Here is an 18,938-nt window from a genome sequence, read left to right as displayed (position 1 = left end):
CTCAACTCTTTTATTTATTCTTAGTTTTACGCAATCTTTCCAGAGTTTCATTAAAAATCTCTGGAATATCTGCTGTGAACTCCAAGGTTTCACCTGTTCTCGGATGGGTAAAACCTAGAGTCTTAGCATGGAGAAATTGCCCATGTCCTTTCAGCGTTTTTCGAGGACCATAGACCTCATCACCAGCGACTGGATGGCCAATATAAGCCATATGAACACGGATTTGGTGGGTACGCCCTGTTTCCAGTTGCAACTCCACTAAGCTATAATCTCCAAAACGTTCCAAGACTTGAAAACGAGTCACTGCTGGCTTCCCTTTAGCAGTCACTGCCTGTTTCTTACGATCTTTTTCGCTCCGGCCAATCGGCGCTTCAATCACACCACGATCATTGGGAAGATTGCCATGAACAATCGCCCAGTATTTACGTAGAGACTTCTTGTCCTTGAGTTCTTGGGCAAGTGCCAAGTGTGCCTCGTCATTCTTAGCAATCATAAGGAGACCAGACGTATCCTTATCAATACGGTGAACGATACCAGGACGGAGAACCCCATTGATACCTGACAAGTCCTTGATATGGTACATGAGGGCATTGACCAAGGTTCCGCTAGTATGACCGGCACTGGGATGGACCACCATCCCTTGAGGTTTGTTAACAACGGCTACATCCTCATCTTGGTAGATGATATCAAGTGGAAGATTCTCAGCCACATACTCTAAAACCTCTGGTTCTGGCACATAGTAGGTGACGATATCCCCCTCTTGGACAGTGTATTTTGCTTTCTTGGCTTGCCCATTAACCAAAACTTGTCCAGCCTTGATTTGTTCATTCGCGAGACTGCGTGACAATTCTGTCAGGTCCGACAGAGCCTTGTCTAGACGTTGCCCACCAGTTTCAATTTTTATTTCCATTTACTTCCTCTTTAAGCATTGCAATCAATAGAACAATGACACCAACTGTCAAATAACTGTCAGCAACATTGAAAATCGCAAAGTTGATAAAGTCTAGGTGAAACATATCCACCACAAAACCTTGACTCATTCTGTCGATAAAGTTGCCCAGACCTCCCGCTATTATCAAAGTCAGTCCAAAAACTAACCAGAGAGAATCCTCCATGTGTTTATGTAAATACCAAATGGCACCGACCATAACGACCAGTGTAATGACAGCGAATAACCACTGCTGGTCTTGTAACATGGAGAAGGCCGCTCCCCTATTTTGCAGATAGGTTAAGCTAACGAGATTGGGGACCCACGAACGCACTTCACCCAGTGGAATCTGTTGGACAACATAATTTTTGACCAACTGATCCAGCCCAATCAAAAGCAGTACAATCACTGCCACTATTCCTCTTTTTTTCATGATTTCCTCTTTTGATCAAAATATTCTTGCATGACTTCAACGAAAAGAGTCCCAGCTTGACTAAGCTCCACTTCTTCCCGTTTGACATAGACCATGCGGTTATCTAGATTATCCTTGAGACGAATGACTGTAATCCCATTGACACTGTCACTATCTAAAAATCCTGAACCTGTCGCATAAGCATCCGTCCGCTCCAAAATACCATTCAAAGTAGCACGGTCCGTCACATTGAACATCTGCGAGCTCGCGCTAGTGTCGACAAAGTTCTCTGAATAATAAAGGTACTCATCCTTTTCCTGAGTAAAACGAACCGTTGGTAGATCCGCTAAATCCTCCATAATCAGTTCCTCTTTCTTTGCTAAAGGATGTCCTTCACGAAGATAAATGTGAGTCGGGAAAGGAATTAGTTCAATAACTTCCAAGCCTAACTTTTCAACCCGTTGCATGATGCCCTTTTGGTTTTGGTTGTTGAGGTAGATAATCCCAATCTCACTATGCCCTTGAGCTACTTCGTCTAAGATTTGAACTGTAGTAGACTCAAAAATACGGAAGCTCTTATAGTCAGGATAGCGCTCTGAAAAAGCCGTAATAGTTGGTGGTAAGAAGTCATAGTGCTGACTAGCAATAGAGAATTCATCTTTTTCTTCCTCAGGATTGGCATACTGATTTTGAAAAACATCAAATCCTTTAACTAATTCCTGCGCTTTTTCGTAAAATTCCATACCACGACGGGTCAAGAAAGTCCCTGAGCTGGTCCGACGGAAAATCTTAAAGCCCAGCTCTTTTTCCAAATCGCGGACAGAAATAGACAGACTCGGCTGGCTAACATACATCTTTTCAGCAGCTTCACGGAAAGTACCACTATTGGCAATAGCCACAACATAGCGTAATTGTTGAATGTTCATCTTTTACCCCCAACTTCTCTATCTGTTCATTATACCATAATTCAGAAGTTTTCCACAAAGGAAAAAGAATATCCATCATAAAATTCAACTACACTCAAATCGAGTATATAGAGCTAATAAAAACATAAGATTTCATCTATAATTTCCCAGAAGTTCGACACAAGAATACATTCTTTTAGAAGTTATCTGTTATGACAATAGATTCTAAAATCATAAATTTGGGAAATAAAAAGTCCATTTAAAAAAGCTTTCAGAAAATGATGTTTTACTTTCAACTCAAAGATATTTAAGTATTAGCAAACCTTGAGAAGGTCAACTCCAACTAGATTCCTTACCCACTTAAAGTCAAACTAAAAGGACTTGGCCCTGTATAATACAGGACTAAATCCTTTACTTAAATTAGTTGTCTAACTTTGAGAGTCAGTACATTGGAAATTTTTTATTTCACAGCTTCTTTCAAAGCATCTACCTTATCCAAACGTTCCCACGGAAGGTCAATATCTGTACGTCCCATGTGTCCATAAGCCGCTGTTTGACGGTAAATTGGCCGTTTGAGATCAAGCATTTGGATAATTCCCGCAGGGCGAAGGTCAAAAGTTTGACGCGCCACTTTTTCAAGCTTGCTTTCAGCTACTGTTCCAGTACCGAAAGTATCGATACGGACAGAAACAGGTTGCGCAACACCGATAGCGTAAGCTAATTGCACTTCTGCCTTCTTAGCAAGGCCTGCTGCAACGATATTCTTAGCAATGTAGCGAGCTGCATAAGAGGCTGAACGATCCACTTTAGTCGCATCCTTACCAGAAAAGGCACCACCACCATGACGAGAGTAGCCACCATAAGTGTCCACGATAATCTTACGACCAGTCAAGCCTGAGTCTCCCTGAGGTCCACCGATTACAAAGCGACCAGTTGGATTGATGAAGAATTTTGTTTGTTCATCCAAGTAAGAGGCTGGAATCACTTCCTTAATCACCTTGTTAATGACGTCCTCGTGGATTTGTTCATTGCTAACTTCTGGATCGTGCTGAGTAGAAATAACGACTGTATCTACGCGCACTGGACGGTCATTCTCATCGTATTCAACAGTCACTTGGGATTTGGCATCTGGGCGAAGATAGCTGATTTCACCAGACTTGCGAAGTTCTGCCAAACGACGAACCAGTTTGTGGCTAAGTGAGATTGGCAATGGCATGAGTTCCTCTGTCTCATCCACAGCAAATCCAAACATAAGACCTTGGTCGCCAGCTCCAATCAAGTCCAATGGGTCTTGATCTGCATTTCCACGAACTTCCAAGGCTTCGTTAACACCTTGAGCAATATCTGGAGATTGTTCCACTAAAGACGGATGGACTCCCACCGTCTCCGCAGAAAATCCATACTCGGTATTGGTATAGCCAATCTCTGCAATGGTATCACGAACTACACGGTTAATATCCACATAGGCATTTGTAGAAATTTCACCAAAAACGTGGACAGAACCTGTATATACAGCTGTCTCAGCAGCAACGTGCGCCTCTGGATCTTTCGCTAAAATAGCATCTAAAATCGCATCTGAAATTTGATCTGCAATCTTATCTGGATGCCCCTCAGATACAGATTCAGACGTGAATAATTTACGTTCTGACATAAAAATGTCCCCCCTTAAAAAATATTGTTATAGAGTTACAAAGTACTGGTAGATATTTCTATTGTCTAAGAGTTACGACGCGAAAGAAATAAAAACGATACTTTTTTATTTCTGAAGCTAGTAAGGCGCATAGGGTGACCGCATTATAGCGGCAACCGTAGAATGACGAGCGACTTTGGAGCCGTCATTCTTTGCGAGTTACAAAGTACTGATAGACATTTCTACCATCTTATCGGGACTATATAACCTTATCATTATACCACTTTTTACTTTTTTTTGCAGTATTTTCTCTAAGTCGAAAAAAGAACCTTACGGCTCTTTTTTCGTCATAAAAATTCGGCTTGTATTCTACAATACGAAATGTATACCTATACTTCTATGCATAGGTATACATACTACCTACTTTTTATTATCTGCTTTTATTTTCTCATGATATTTTTACAAACAATCTGCCAGTTTTAGGTTACTGTTCCTTTGACTTTCTATTGCTTACAGTTAAGCTGAGTCCAGCCATTAGGAGGCCAAGTCCAGCAATACCATAGTTCGCTGTATCATTACTTCCTGTATCAGGGAGTTTAGCTGCTTCTTGTTTATGAGCTGTAGCTACTGGAAGAGAGGTCGTTTGAATCGGATTCTCTGTCTGAACAACTGGTAATGTTGTACGACGTTCTAAGTAAAAACGATAATTATCTTTCGTTACCTTGTATTGACGTCCTTCACTTACTGTCTCAACAATCCATGAAGTTGCATCTTTAGTTAAAGAGTCAGCCAAGTTACGATCAATATTCATTAATCGACCTTCAGATACAAAATCTTTATAGTTAATAGAGATCCCTGTCGAAGTTGCAACAATTCTTTCGATCTTTGCGTCTTTCAAAGATGCAAGAGTATCCGCAATCGTTGGAATTGAAGGATCCTCCTTCATTTGAGCATCTGTTAACAATACGACAAACTTTTTATTTTTAGGTGACTTAGACCAGTCGTAGGTTGAAACAATTTGTGTAAGAGCAGGTGTAGATGTTTCAGCGAGGTCTCCACCATCTGCAATCTTAATGCCTGCTAAGGCTTTTTCAAGCTCAGCTGGGTCAGAGGTAAAATAAGATTCATTAAATTTTGTTAAAATTGTACCCTCATCTGCTTTTCCTCTTTCACGTCCATATACTTCATCACTAAAGGTAGCTAATCCAAAACGTGCTGCTACTCCATCTTTAGCAAGATTTCTTGCAAACTCATTGATATTGTTACGGACAGTGTCAATAGTTGAAGACATAGATCCTGAACGGTCAATAACGAAAACAATATCAGCTGCTCCCGCTTTTGTTACAGTTGGAGCTGTTTTAGTAATTTCAACAGTTGTTGTCTTGTCAACTCGTTCGTACTGGGTATAAGAATTTCCATCTTCATCTTTCCCGCTCACTGTACTCCCAGTTGTTTCAGTCTTTGGAGCAGGAAGTTCTTCGCTTTTTACAGGAGCCACTTCTGTCTTTGTGACTTCGACTGTTGCAGTTTCTTCATGAATCTTTTGATCACCTTCTTGGCGTTCTTTCACGTCAATAGGTGAAACCTTCTTAGAAACATCAACAAGGTCTCCAGGTTTTGCATCTGATTGGTTAACGACTGGTTTCGCCTCGTCAGCTTTAATTTCTGCTACAGCAGCTTCGACTGCTGACTTACTTGCTTCGGTTTTCTTTACTGTTTCAGCTGAAGTAGATGCCGGTTGTGTTGTTTCATCTGCAGACACTTGTCCGACCTGAGCAAAAGCAAACAAAATTGCTACAGAAGCCAACCCAACTTTCATTTTACGGAATGAAAAACGTTGTTGTTTCATAAATGATTTATCCATAGAAGTCCCCTTTTCTTTTCACGGATCAAATGATATAATCCGATTGTTTTATAGTATGATAACACAATTTTGTATAGTTTTCAATTTTTTTCCTTATGATTTCAATAAAATATTGCTCTAAAAAAGGTTTTAAAGCAATTACTGTTTTATAAATCAAATTATTTAAAATATATAATTATTATCTCCTTTGAATATTTCCGGAAATAAAAACTCAGTAGAATCACCTGATTCTACTGAGTTTTTAAAATGTTTGGCGTTTAGCTTTACGCTCTGCACGGCCACGTGCGCGATTTTCAGCACGCTTGGTTTTGCGGCGTTTTTCATCCACCGCCCATTGAATCTTCTTCTTATAGCCTGGTTTGACTTTTTTCTTTTTCTTTTTGACCAAGCCAATCATTTCAATATCAAGCTTATCCTGCTTCTTTTCACGGTTGGCACGACGATCACGGTCATAGGTATCTTGAAACTCTCCGTCTTTGACCATCTTAGGAGTAAACTTGATTCCTAATTTCTCCAACTCACGGATATCCGAGTCATCGCTTGGCTGGTAAAGGGTAATAGCTGTACCAGGCAGTCCGTTGCGCCCAGTCCGTCCAACACGGTGAACAAAGAAGGACAAGTCTTGCGGAATGGCATCATTGATGACATGACTGACACCTTCAATATCAATTCCACGCGCTGCCAAGTCCGTTGCGACAATATACTCAAAATCTAGATTTTTCACCTGATTCATGATCCGCTTGCGCTCGCGAGGAGCAATATCTCCATGAATCTTAGCCACCTTCAAACCTTGAGCAGTCAAATAAGAATGCAATTCATCTGCACGCGTTTTGGTGTTAACAAAAATCATTGCCAAATACGGTTGCATGACTTGAGTCAATTCATAAATCTGAGCATTCTTATCACGTCCCTTGGTCGAAATCAACCAGTTATCAATGGTATCAGAGATGACTGTTTTTGTTTTGATTTTTTCCATAACAGGATTTGACAAATATTTTTTCAAAAACGGTTGTAACTTCTGTGGAATGGTCGCTGAAAAAACCATGAATTGCAAGTCTTTTGGAAGACTTCCAGCAATCTTATCAACTGTCTCTAAGAATCCCATATCCAAGGTCATATCGGCTTCATCAACAACAAAGGTCTTGGCCTTGTGAATAGCTAAATCACCAGATTTGACCAAGTCATAGATTCGACCAGGAGTCCCGATGACAATATGAGGCTGGTTGCTGGCAAGTTTTTCAATCTGACGCGCCTTATCCGTACCACCAACATAGTTAACCACACGGACTTCCACATCTGAGTGGGCAGCAATCTGACGAGCTGCTTGGTAGATCTGAGTAGCTAACTCACGACTTGGAGCCGTAATCACTGCTTGCACACTATCGCTAGTTTCATCTAATTGCTGGAAAATGGGCAGCAAAAAAGTATGAGTCTTTCCTGAACCTGTTTTTGACTCACCGACCAAGTCTCGACCTGCTAAGACAATAGGAATTAACTTATCCTGTACCTCTGTCGGAGTTGTAAATTTCATCTCCTCCAAAGCCTTTTCTATATAGTTTTTAAACTGAAATTTCGTAAATGACATATTATCCTCGATTCTATTCATCTAACCATTATACCATATTTTGAGCATTTTCAGTAGTCCAACTAGTCTGACCTATCACAAGGTTATCAACTTCTCTAAATACCACTCTTAGACTTGAAATCACACATTTTATTTCTATCCAAAATTCAAAAAGAGAAGACCAAATTGGTCTTCTCTCAGCCTTAAAACTTGTGACTCAGATAGATTTGTCAAACAGTCAAGCAGATGCTTAAGAATCTTATAAAAGTAGATATACTCTAGATAAAATCAGTACTTAATCATCTTCCCGCTTGCGACCAAGAAGTAATCCTCCTAGACCTGCAAGAATAGCACTTGTCGTTGCTCCCTCAATTGAAATTAGAGAAGTGCTACCTGTATTTGGTAAGGTCGCTTGTTTAGCCTTATCTACGGCAGGAATTGGAACAGCTGGCTTATCATTTGCAACAGGTTTGCTTTCGGGCTTCACTAGCTGATTCAGTTGAGCTTTATCAGCTGAATCAGTTTCTTGGTCTGGCTTCACTTCTGGAGTCGCTGGTGGAACCGGACTTGGCTGTGGTTGTGGCTGCGGAACCAGTTGCGGTTGTGGCTGTGGCTGCGGACTAGGAGCTTGCTTGGCTTCAAAGCCCCACTTACCGACGAAGATCAGATTTCCTCCCTCTTCCACTTCTTGATAACCTAGGAATGTCCATGTACCATTTGCAACAGCAACTTCTACAGGCATCGGTACTTCTGGAACGAAAGCAATCGCTGCAGAAGAACTTGTGGTATATGTTCCACTTTGTGGAAGTAAGCTCAATACTTCTGTTGGCAAGTTATTGTCTGCCGTAGCACTTTCGAAGCGGTAGGTTACTTTATAGGTTTCAATTACCGGTGCAGGTAAAACATTAACTGGTACAAGAACTTTAGTAGAAGAACCATCTGGATAATCAACACGAACTGTACCGCTATAAGTACCTGGTTTTGTAGTATCTATTTGATCCGCAGGTGTGATATCTACTACCTTAGTGCCAGCTGGAAGGCTTGGCAAGTTCGTCACATTATCTGTCAAGTCTGGTGTTTCTCCAACCTTGATAGTTTCTTCCGTTACTTGAGGCGTATAAGTTTCAGCATTTGTCGGATTCGCCTTGAATTCCCACTTACCTACAAACTCTACATCAGTCTTGTTGACAACGGCGCTAGCTGCATCATAGTCCTTGAAGGTCCAAGTGCCATCATTCACTGAATCTGTGTATGTGGTTTGTGATGGTTGCTGAGCGGAAACAGTATTACCATTTTCATAAGTTGCACTGTCTCTTGGAGTCAAAGCGGTGATGGCTGCTGGAAGTGCTTTATCCGCCGTTGCGCTCTCGAAGCGATAATTTGCTTGATACTTGTTGGCTCTAAACTCCCACTGACCAACAAAGGTGACATTTGTCTTATTGACCACTGCGCCAGCTGGAATATACCTCTTAAATTTCCATATCCCATCGTTCGCTGAATCTACGTAATTAGTTTGGATTGGCTGCTTAGCCAAAACTGCAACACCATTCAGATATGTTGCACTGTCGCTTGGAGTCAAACCTTTGATTTCTGCTGGAAGTTGCTTACCTGCTGTTGCGCTCTCAAAGCGGTAACTTGCTTGGTACTTATTGGCTTCAAATGCCCATTTACCTACAAACTCAACATTAGCCTTGTTCACGACTGCATTATCTACAGCGTAGCCCTTAAAGGCCCAAGTACCGTCATGTACTGTGTCTGTGTAAATCGTCTTCACTGGCTGTTTAGCTGAAACAGGGTTACCATTCTCATAAGTTACACTATCATTTGGAGACAAGGCTGTAATAGCTACTGGAAGATCTTTTCCGGCTGTCGCACTTTCGAAACGGTAACCTGCTTGATACTGATTCGCCTTAAATGCCCACTTACCTGTGAAAGTCAAATCAGCTTTTTTCACAATCTTACTTTTGGCATCGTAACCAGTGAAAGTCCAGGTACCGTCGTTCACATCATCTTTGTAAGTCTTTGTTGTCGGCTCTTCTGGTACAACTTTTTGCGTGTTGTAATAGCTTGAGCTATCTTTTGGTGCTTTCTTCTGAATAAATTCAGGCAAATCAACACCAGCCGTTTCGCTCACAAAAGCATAGCTTACATGATGTGGTCTAGGCGTTACTTCCCAGATACCCGTAAATGTCACGCGCCTGCCATTATACGTCGCATTCTTCTGATCGTAACCTTTGAAGGTCCAGACATAATCTTTTTCTTCTTCAACTACTGATTCTTTAGCAGGTTGCTTGGCTACAATGGTGTCACCAACCTGATAAGAAGTCTCATCACTTGGGAGCATTCCCAAAATACTTTGTGGCAATGGAACACCTGCTTTAGAAGATTTGAATACATATTCTGGATTTGGAGTAGGTACCCAGCTTCCAAGGAAAGTCTGTCTACCTTTTGCTACAACGATTTTTTCTTTATCGTATCCTGCAAATGTCCAAGTTACCTTGTTTGCTCTGTCAACATAAGTCGTTTCACTTGGTTGCTCAGCATCTACTTCTGTAAGAAACAGACCGCCCATCTTATAATCAATTGGGTTTTTCGGAGTCAACTTGGTAATATGATCTGGTAATACGAAATCAGGATTAGTTGGTTGGAATTGATAGTCTATACCATTTGGCGTAAAGCTCCAGGATCCTGTGATGGTTTTCACTTTCGTACCTGCAATAGCTTTTCCGTATTTATCCGCATCAAAACCATGGAAGGTCCATGTACCTATCGGAACAGTTACTGTGGATGTATCAAGTTTACTTGCATCTTTGTAATCGTCAGCTCGTGCCACGAAATCAGTGCCAGCTGGAAGCATATCGCGAATCTTATTTGGAAGAGGGTAGACAGGAGTCGAGTTAGTAAATTTATACTCCACTCTGTAGATCGTATCCGTCTGTTTGGTAGAATTCTCAGGCAATTTTCCTTTAGAGGAAGTGTCTCCAGACTCTACTTCTTTTGAAGGAATCTTATCCTTTCCCAAGATGATTTTCGGTTTTTTATTACGAAGTCCCGAATTAACGAAGGTTACCAGATTTCGGTAAACTTTATCAATTTCTTCTTGCTTTGTCGCAGTTTGAAGTAGGCTATCAGCCGCTGTCATCAAATCATTAAGGATTTCTAAACTCTCATCTGTTTTCCTTGAAAAATCCTTGTTACGCAACTCTTTGAGATAGTTTTCTAAAGCACTCTTCTTCAGACTAACGTTTGCAGAGGGCAGCTGGGCTGCTCCTTCTGTGGATGGCTGAACCGTTTCAGCAACTGATTGAGAATTTCTAAGAGCAGTTGAATCTGTCACTTGACCCGCCTCTGTCACAGTAGGGGTAGCAGATTTTATGATGGCTTGATTGTCTTCTTTAGTCTCTGCTTGTACTGACGCAGAAGCCATCGCTGAAGTTGTTTCTTGATTCTCTGTTTTTGTTACTTCAGACGCTCCTTCTGAGGTTTGATTGTCTGACTTATTTCCCACTTGCGCTGTAGATTCAAGCTCATCTGCGTGGACTGTTTGATTCACTCCAGTCGCAGTGGGTGCAAACAAAAATCCAATCGCAAGGGAGACAGTAGCAACTGACAACTTGCGAATTGAATATTTTATCTCTCTATCCTGAAAAAACATTTCAGCCCTCCTTTTCTTTTATAACTTTTATTCTACCATAACTGACTGATATTATCGAATTTTTGCTCTAAATCTTTTAAAAATTATCTGGCGATATTTTTTTATAATATACAACTATTTTAAAAGTTTATTCTATAAAATAATTATAATAATAAACTTCTGTAGATTTAATTTTACTTGATTCTACAAGACATATCAAAAGGGGGAGAACAAATTTTGTTCTCTCCCAATATTAGCTTTTCAACTTCTACTACAAATTTCAAAGAGTTTTTTATCAATATCGATAGGCTATTTTTCTTCTTTATCAGCCTTCTCATTGTCTTTTTTTTCTCGTGCCAATCGAAGAGCACGTTTTGGGTTAAGACGATTAAACAATTCTTCTAGTTTCTTTTCATTCCACACATCTGCTGCAGAAACAAAATTTCCATCTGCATCTCGGAATGATATCGGTTTATCTCCCATATCAATCTCCTAGTCTACAAACTCAAACTCAAATTTACCGATTCGAACCAAGTCTCCATCTTTGGCACCACGCGCACGAAGGGCTTCGTCAACTCCCATACCACGTAACTGACGAGCAAACTTCATGACAGATTCGTCACGGTCAAAGTTGGTCATGTTAAAGAGTTTCATGAGTTTTTCACCAGAAAGTACCCATGTAGCATCATCGTCACGGTTAATTTCAAAGGCTTTTTCTTCCTCATTAAAGCCATAGTAAGCTTCTTCTTCCATATCAGACTCGTCATAGAGCAAGAACTCTGGAGTCTTATCTAACAATTCAGCTGTCGCATCCAAAAGGGGTGCCAAACCTTGCTTGGTCAATCCAGAAATAGGGAAGATGGCTGGAAGTTCTTCAAACTCATCGTAGTTTGCTGCCAATTTCTTCTTGAAGGTTTCCAGATTTTCCTGACTTTCAGGCATGTCCATCTTGTTAGCTACGATGATCTGTGGACGCTCCATCAAACGAAGGTTGTATGATTCCAATTCTTTATTGATAGCAAGATAATCTTCGTAAGGATCACGTCCTTCGCTGGCCGACATATCGATGATATGAAGGATAACTCGAGTGCGTTCAATATGACGAAGGAACTGAGTCCCCAAGCCGACACCCTGACTAGCTCCCTCAATCAAACCGGGAAGATCCGCTACGGCAAAAGATTCACCTGATTGTGTACGAACCATGCCTAAATTAGGGACAATAGTCGTAAAGTGGTAGGCACCGATTTTGGGCTTAGCAGAGGTAATCACGCTAAGAAGGGTTGATTTCCCGACAGAGGGGAAACCTACCAAACCGACATCCGCTAAGATTTTTAATTCTAGTTGCAACTCACGTTCCTGACCCGGCTCTCCATTTTCCGAAATTTCAGGTGCAGGATTTTTTGGTGTTGCAAAGCGGATATTTCCACGACCACCTCGACCGCCATGTGCCACGATAAATTCTTGGCCATGCTCAATCAAGTCTGTAATGACTTTACCTGTCTCTGCATCGCGTACAGTCGTTCCTTGTGGTACGCGAACACGAAGGTCTTCTGCACCACGCCCATGCATTCCTTTGGTCATCCCTTTTTCACCGGATTCGGCCTTAAAATGACGGTTATAGCGGAAATCCATCAAGGTACGCAAGCCTTCGTCTACAACGAAAACAACGTTACCTCCACGTCCGCCATCACCACCCCAAGGACCGCCATTCGGGACATATTTTTCACGGCGAAAGGCAACCATACCATCGCCACCATTACCAGCCTTGATCTTAATCTTGGCTGTATCTAAAAACATACTCATATTTTCTTCTCACTTTAAAAAGGACTGGAAAATCCAGTCACTAAACAATCCTGATTTATCACATTTTATAGATTACTCAACGCACCTATTGCTGTTGCAAAAATACCAAGCAAACTTGCAAGCAACATGACAATAACAATCAATAATGTTAATTTTTCAAACATTGTTTTTTTACGTTTTCCTTCATCTCCGAAAGCCATGTGGTCTCCTTTTCAATTTATTTTTATTTTTTAAATTATAGCTTAATAGTCTGTAGAGACTGGCGCAATTATCCATAGGATTATGTAAGCAAGTACCCCTGCCCCATAACAAAAGGCAAGAACTCCCCAAATCACACGGACAATGGTAGGGTCAATATCAAAATAATGGGCTACACCTGCGCAAACACCTCCAATTTTTTGATCTCTACCACTTCTCATAAATTTTTTTGCCATATTTTATTCTCCTATATTTTTACTAATCTCTCCAGTAATCCCGGAAGCTAGACAACTGCTTTTTAGAAGCCTTTAATATTCGTTTGGATTCTTTAACTGGAGCTGAAACAGCCTGCTGAGGTAGATAAAGAACCGTCTTCAGGAATCGCTGTGTCATGGGTTCGTCGCCACGTAGCTCCTGCTTAAATTTATTTGAAATAATGGCATCGAGATAAAACTCATGGACTCGTTTCCCAAAATTCTCAGCCGAAATCTCATACAACTTGTCAGCCAACTTCTGCTCATCCATATCTGGAGTGGCAATCAAAGACTCCAAGATGGCACCTGCAAGATCCTGTTCTCCATAGTAGAGAGTTCCAAACATCTTGTCACTGATCAGATTATCCAGATAAGGATTGCCATGAGCGATGACAGGCGTTCCACTGGCTAGACTCTCTAGATAAGTCAAACCTTGGGTTTCACTAGTGGATGCAGAGATAAAGAAATCTGCCGCCTTATAGTACAAGGCTGTTTCACTTGGGGCGATCATACCAGTAAAAATCACTTGATTTTGAATTCGCAACTGGACGGCTTGTTCTTTCAGACTGTCCAGATAAGGACCGTCACCAGCAACAACCAGTTTCACCTTGTCTTCTTCTTTCAAAACCTGCGCAAAGGCGGCTAGGACCGCTTGGATATTCTTCTCATAGGAGATACGAGAAAGACTCAGTAACATTTTCTCGTCTTCTTTAATCCCAAGTTTAAGTCGAAGGGCAGCTAAATTCTCTTCTTTAATCTCAGGTCGTTCAAACTTAGCTAACTCAATACCAGTTGGGATAACACGTTTTTCAACCTTGACTTTGTACTTAGATAGAAGATCCCGAACAATCTCACTAGGACAAATCACTCCATCAACATCGTGAAGGAAGCCCCGTACCAGATATTTTACCATACTTGGACGAATCAACATACCCTTAGCAATATAATGCACATAATCTTCGTACTGGGTATGGTAGGTATGAATAACAGGAATTTTCAATTCTCTTGCAATCCAAATCCCTAGTAAACCTAGTGAAAACTCTGTTTGCGTATGAATGATATCTAGCTGATACTGTTTAGCAATTTCAAGTGCCTTTGTAAATCCACGATAAGCAAAACGTCGATCCTTAAATGCAAAGAAGGGAACACTCGGAATTCGAATGATTTGCCAATCCTCGTAGCGGTTCACGTCTTTATCAGTGGTTGTAAAGATAAAAACCGCATGTCCCTGCTTTTCAAGCTCTGTCTTTAAGGTTCGAATACTAGTCGCAACCCCAGAAACCTGAGGAAAATAGGTGTCTGTAAATAAACCAATTCGCATAAACTACCTCACTTTTTGCCCAAAGCAGCCTGTTCTCGATAGAATTTTAGCCAAATTTCCAACAAGTGCTCCTCGGAGTACTCTTTGGAGATCTCGCGAGCTTTTTCTTTCAAGTCTTTCAACTTTTCAGGATGATTTTTGTATTCGAGAATGGCTTCTCTCATCTCTGAAACATCACTTGTAGCACGATAATTCCCATCGAGAATGACCTTATATAGATCTAAATCCCTCAACATAATAGGCGCCTCGCAACTAGCTGCCTCTAAGATGGTCATCGGGAATAATTCGTTGTAACTTGGTAGCAAGAAGAGATCCGCCAAAGCGTAGAGTTCTCGCATTCGCTCTGGAGGAACAATACCTGGGAAAATTAGATTTTTTGGTGGATTGTCCATAATCTTCTTGTAGCGTTCATAACCATCTGTTATTCCACCAAATGAAAAACCACCTGCCCAGATAAAGGTAATTTCTGGCAATTCCTCAGCAAGACGGATAAAGTCATCAATCCCTTTACGTTTCTGAACCTGACCCGCACCGACAACAACAAACTGATCCTCAGTTAAATCCATTTCCTGACGAAGTTTTGCTACTTGATCAGCTGGCAGCGAATGCCATTTTTCTTTGTTTACAAAATTTGGAATATACGTTACTTTTTCACGTGGAATACCAGCCGCTACCAAATCCTCTATAAACATGGGATTAACCACCACCAAGTGTTCCATTCGGTTGTAAAATGAAAAAACATAGCGTTTGATAATTCCTTTTAGGAAAAATGGAATCTTCAAACTCCCTTCAAGCGTATCAGGCAAAAAATGCACATAGCCAATTTTTCTCCCAGATCGCTTCTTTTGAAATGTAGATAAATAATAAGGGAAATCAATGGTATGAAAGTGAGTTACATCCGCCTCTACAGGAAGATTTTCCGTAACAATTAACTGGTCTTTGGCGTCACGATGTAGGAGACGGACCAACTCACGGTAGGCTCCTGATACTCCTTGACCAGCCACTTTTTCACTTGAGCTTAGCATATTAATACGCAATTTTTCGTTTTCCATACCATTCATTATACCATTTTATTTCTAGAAAATCAGCAAAAGAAAGAAGAGACTAGAGGAAAAAGAAGAATTTATCCTATTTTCCAATCGTCTCTTCTATTTTTTACTGTTTATTTAATTCCTAGGGCGATACGTGCATAGCGACTCATTTTTTCAACAGTCCAAGCTGGATACCAGACCAATTTAACTTCGGTATTGGTTACCTCAGGCACATCTGTCATCGCATCGTGTATCTGATCTGTTAAGAGGTCAGCCAGTGGGCAGCCCATAGTTGTTAAGGTCATATCAATTTCAGTGTGGCCAGTTTCACCATCAAAACGAATTTCATAAATCAAACCTAGGTTGACAATATCAATTCCCAACTCAGGGTCGATGACTTCTTCCAAGGCATTTAAAATGCGTGTTTTGATAGCCTCAATTTGCTCTTCTGTATAAGCCATATTCATCCTCACTCTAATCTTCAATAAAATCACGAAGCGGTTTGCTGCGACTTGGTTGACGTAGTTTTCTCAAAGCCTTGGCCTCAATCTGACGGATACGTTCACGAGTTACGTTAAAGACTTTACCAACATCTTCAAGAGTACGCATTTTCCCATCGTCCAAACCAAAACGAAGGCGCAAAACGTTCTCTTCACGGTCAGTCAAAGTGTCTAACACTTCATCCAATTGTTCACGCAAAACGATACGCGTTGTGTAGTCCACTGGATTTTCAATCACTTCGTCTTCGATAAAGTCCCCAAGATGGCTATCGTCTTCTTCACCAATCGGTGTTTCAAGAGATACTGGTTCTTGGGCGATTTTCAAGATTTCACGGACCTTGTCAGGTGTCATATCCATACGCTCAGCGATTTGTTCAGGTGTCGGATCTTGGCCCAATTCTTGAAGGAGATTACGCTGTTCACGGACAAGCTTGTTAATCGTTTCAACCATGTGAACAGGAATACGAATGGTACGAGCCTGATCAGCAATAGCACGAGTGATCGCCTGACGAATCCACCAAGTTGCATAAGTAGAAAACTTAAAACCTTTTGAATAGTCAAACTTGTCAACTGCTTTCATCAAGCCCATGTTTCCTTCTTGAATCAAATCAAGAAACTGCATACCACGACCTACATATCGCTTAGCAATCGAAACTACCAAACGTAGGTTGGCTTCTGCAAGACGCTGTTTGGCTTCGATATCACCAGCTTCAACAGCTAGGGCCAATTCTTTTTCCTCTTCATTGGTCAAGAGAGGAACAACCCCAATCTCTTTCAAATACATACGGACAGGGTCATTAACCTTGGCAGAGGTTGAGCCAATCAAGTCCTCATCACTGAGTTCAGGCTCTTCTTCTGTACTAAGGACACGTGCACTTGGATTTCCTTCGTTATCTGTGATAGAAATTCCAGCATCCTGAATCCGTTGCAAAAGATCCTCAATGCCGTCTGCATCAAGAGTAAAAGGAATCACCAGACTTGAGTTGATTTCATCATCTGTTGCTGTTCCTGTTTTTTTGTGGTTACGGATAAAGTCTGCTACTTGCACATCAAATGTGGTTACTTCTTTTTGTTTTGTTGCCATTATTACTCCATTCTTCTCTTTTGGGAAATCAATCGTTGCAATTCTTCCAAGGCTGTGTCTGTATCTCCTACATGACTAGCTTCCTGCACTTTCTTTTTAATTCTTAAGTTGTCCTTGCTGAGGAGGGCACGGTTACGAGTCGCTTCGACTTCAGAAAGTTCTTGAGGAGACATCTCAGCTGGCAAATCTAGACTAAGCACATGGTACCAAGCATTTTCAACCTCAGGAGTCTGATGAGACAGTTCCTCTGATCCGATTTCTCCCTCTACACTTAATAATTCGTAAAGAATCTGAAATTCTGGGGTATCAAAGAAAAAATCTTCTCTTAATCGGTAGTCATTTAACACAACTGGATTTTCAGCCATCCTATAAAGGAGATGAGCCTCTGCTCTCATGACTGCTGTCAGTTGCCGGGTCACAGGTAAACTAATCCCTACTGGTGTAGGATGCTCCTTTACCCTCTCCTGCCTTTGAACAATTCGACTTTCATTTACAATCTGTTCTACTTGCTGGTAATCAAAGGAAGGTAGGTTATCCGCCAGAATGTGGATATAAGAATTCTGGGCTGTGATAGACTTTTCTTTGGCGATTAAGGGCGCAATCTTTTCAATGAACTCGATTTGCGCTTGCAAGTTATCACTATTTTCAGGTTTGAGTTGGTGAATATAGAACTCTATGGGACTAATCCGTGTCTTGGTTAAGAGGTAGGCCAAATCTTCAGGAGAATTCTTTTGTAAATACTCATCTGGGTCCATAGCATCAGGTACTCGGACAACTTCCACTGAGAAATCTTTTAATTCTTCCAGAGCTTTGGCTGTCGCTGCCTGTCCTGCCTTGTCACCATCATAGCTGAGAACTATCTTTTTGGTAAAGCGTTTGAGGTGATCAACATGTTCCTTGCTCAGAGCTGTCCCCATGGAAGCTACAGCATTTTCTATACCAGCACGGTAGGCCGCGATAACATCCATGAAACCTTCCATCAGATAGAGTTCTGTGATCTTACCCGTTCCCTTTTTAGCCTTGTCCAAATGATACAATTCGTAACTCTTGTTAAAAATTGCAGTGGAACGACTATTTTTGTATTTGGCACTCTGATTATCGACTTCTTGCCAGATACGACCTGAAAAAGCAATGACCTGTCCCTTGTCGTTAGTCAAAGGAAAGACAATACGTCCGAAAAAGGTATCAAAAAACTGATTGTCATCTGACAAATAAAACAAACCAGAATCCAACAAATCCTTTTCTTCAAACTTGCCAGATAAACGTTGGTAAAGATAGTTTCTTTCTGCTGGAGCCAATCCAATTTGGAAGTGCTTCAAAACCTCATCCGTCAATCCGCGTTTGTAGAGATAAGTCCTTGCTTCTTCTCCCATCTTGGTCGTCATGAGGATTGCATGGTAAAAGCGTGCAGCTTCTTCATGCATGTCATATAGAGCTTGATGGGGCGAAGCCTGTTGAGGACGAGACTGGACAGGCATTGCTAGTTGAACACCAACCCGCTCCCCTAAGAGCTGAACGGCTTCCATAAAGGACACACCTTGGTATTCTTCGATGAACTTAAAGACATCTCCTGAGCGCCCACAACCGAAACAATGGTAGAACTGCTTGTCTTCCACAACGTTGAAAGAGGGGGTCTTTTCACCATGAAAAGGACAGAGCCCTAAATAGTTCCGTCCAGCCTTTTGTAAAGAAATCACGTCGCCTATGACTTCCACAATGTTGGTATTGTTTTTGATTTCTTCAATGACTTGCTTGTCAACCATACACAATACCTCCATCTTATCATAGTTTCACGTAAACTAGTATAGCT

At 41.2% G+C, this 18,938-nt stretch carries 16 protein-coding genes and 1 pseudogene; 1 reads left to right on the top strand and 16 read right to left on the bottom strand.

Annotated elements, in window-relative coordinates; all coding sequences use genetic code 11:
- Positions 1-10: 10 nt before the first annotated feature.
- The 3 genes from B7709_RS07255 to B7709_RS07245 are packed head-to-tail and all read right to left on the bottom strand — an operon-like array spanning position 11 to position 2,266.
- Positions 11-910 (bottom strand): RluA family pseudouridine synthase, encoded by a 900-nt coding sequence (locus B7709_RS07255; RefSeq protein ID WP_084972266.1) that lies wholly within the window; start codon positions 908-910, stop codon positions 11-13.
- A complete protein-coding gene (lspA, locus tag B7709_RS07250) occupies positions 894-1,361 on the bottom strand; it encodes a signal peptidase II (RefSeq protein WP_084972265.1) in 468 nt (155 codons plus the stop codon). The genes B7709_RS07255 and lspA overlap by 17 nt, the downstream gene beginning before the upstream one ends.
- Positions 1,358-2,266 (bottom strand): LysR family transcriptional regulator, encoded by a 909-nt coding sequence (locus B7709_RS07245; protein WP_084972264.1) that lies wholly within the window; start codon positions 2,264-2,266, stop codon positions 1,358-1,360. Before B7709_RS07245 ends, lspA begins: the two co-directional genes overlap by 4 nt.
- On the opposite strand from B7709_RS07245, the pseudogene B7709_RS10385 reads away from it, so the two are divergent.
- Positions 2,259-2,360 (top strand): annotated as a pseudogene (locus B7709_RS10385) (AraC family transcriptional regulator); the annotation flags it as partial. The gene B7709_RS07245 and the pseudogene B7709_RS10385 overlap by 8 nt on opposite strands.
- A 345-nt stretch (positions 2,361-2,705) precedes the next feature.
- On the opposite strand, the gene metK reads toward B7709_RS10385, so the two are convergent.
- The 13 genes from metK to dnaG form a co-directional block, all read right to left on the bottom strand.
- Positions 2,706-3,896, bottom strand: a complete 1,191-nt coding sequence (gene metK, locus B7709_RS07240; RefSeq protein WP_084972263.1) for a methionine adenosyltransferase — start codon at positions 3,894-3,896, stop codon at positions 2,706-2,708.
- Between the two features lie 463 nt (positions 3,897-4,359).
- Positions 4,360-5,739: a VWA domain-containing protein gene (locus tag B7709_RS07230; RefSeq protein ID WP_084972262.1), complete on the bottom strand. Its 1,380-nt coding sequence runs from the start codon at positions 5,737-5,739 to the stop codon at positions 4,360-4,362.
- Between the two features lie 241 nt (positions 5,740-5,980).
- Positions 5,981-7,324 carry a DEAD/DEAH box helicase gene (locus tag B7709_RS07225; RefSeq protein WP_084972261.1) on the bottom strand — a complete coding sequence of 448 codons (1,344 nt, stop codon included), beginning with the start codon at positions 7,322-7,324 and terminating at the stop codon, positions 5,981-5,983.
- 274 nt (positions 7,325-7,598) lie between these two features.
- On the bottom strand, positions 7,599-10,958 hold the full coding sequence (locus tag B7709_RS07220; protein ID WP_084972260.1) for an SHIRT domain-containing protein: 3,360 nt from the start codon (positions 10,956-10,958) through the stop codon (positions 7,599-7,601).
- A 288-nt stretch (positions 10,959-11,246) separates the two neighbouring features.
- Positions 11,247-11,420 (bottom strand): hypothetical protein, encoded by a 174-nt coding sequence (locus B7709_RS10130; protein WP_000502572.1) that lies wholly within the window; start codon positions 11,418-11,420, stop codon positions 11,247-11,249.
- A 9-nt stretch (positions 11,421-11,429) separates the two neighbouring features.
- Positions 11,430-12,740, bottom strand: coding sequence for a GTPase ObgE (obgE, locus tag B7709_RS07210; protein ID WP_084972259.1), 1,311 nt, complete (start codon positions 12,738-12,740; stop codon positions 11,430-11,432).
- Positions 12,741-12,805: 65 nt separating this feature from the next.
- Positions 12,806-12,940, bottom strand: coding sequence for a DUF4044 domain-containing protein (locus B7709_RS07205; protein WP_061453515.1), 135 nt, complete (start codon positions 12,938-12,940; stop codon positions 12,806-12,808).
- 42 nt (positions 12,941-12,982) lie between these two features.
- Positions 12,983-13,174, bottom strand: a complete 192-nt coding sequence (locus tag B7709_RS07200) for a PspC domain-containing protein (RefSeq protein WP_162279173.1) — start codon at positions 13,172-13,174, stop codon at positions 12,983-12,985.
- Between the two features lie 22 nt (positions 13,175-13,196).
- A complete protein-coding gene (locus B7709_RS07195) occupies positions 13,197-14,513 on the bottom strand; it encodes a glycosyltransferase family 4 protein (protein ID WP_084972258.1) in 1,317 nt (438 codons plus the stop codon).
- Positions 14,514-14,521: 8 nt separating this feature from the next.
- Positions 14,522-15,565 carry a glycosyltransferase family 4 protein gene (locus B7709_RS07190; protein WP_193431703.1) on the bottom strand — a complete coding sequence of 348 codons (1,044 nt, stop codon included), beginning with the start codon at positions 15,563-15,565 and terminating at the stop codon, positions 14,522-14,524.
- 110 nt (positions 15,566-15,675) lie between these two features.
- On the bottom strand, positions 15,676-16,005 hold the full coding sequence (locus tag B7709_RS07185) for a metal-sulfur cluster assembly factor (RefSeq protein WP_033585983.1): 330 nt from the start codon (positions 16,003-16,005) through the stop codon (positions 15,676-15,678).
- A 13-nt stretch (positions 16,006-16,018) separates the two neighbouring features.
- Positions 16,019-17,128, bottom strand: coding sequence for an RNA polymerase sigma factor RpoD (gene rpoD / locus B7709_RS07180; protein ID WP_000201893.1), 1,110 nt, complete (start codon positions 17,126-17,128; stop codon positions 16,019-16,021).
- Positions 17,129-17,130: 2 nt separating this feature from the next.
- Positions 17,131-18,891 (bottom strand): DNA primase, encoded by a 1,761-nt coding sequence (dnaG, locus tag B7709_RS07175; RefSeq protein WP_084972257.1) that lies wholly within the window; start codon positions 18,889-18,891, stop codon positions 17,131-17,133.
- Positions 18,892-18,938 lie beyond the last annotated feature (47 nt).

It is taken from the genome of Streptococcus oralis subsp. dentisani (genome assembly GCF_002096335.1).
GTDB classification, from domain to species: domain Bacteria; phylum Bacillota; class Bacilli; order Lactobacillales; family Streptococcaceae; genus Streptococcus; species Streptococcus oralis_Z.
The sequence above is the reverse complement of the archived record's forward strand: the minus strand, read 5'-3'. Positions and strand labels throughout refer to the sequence as shown.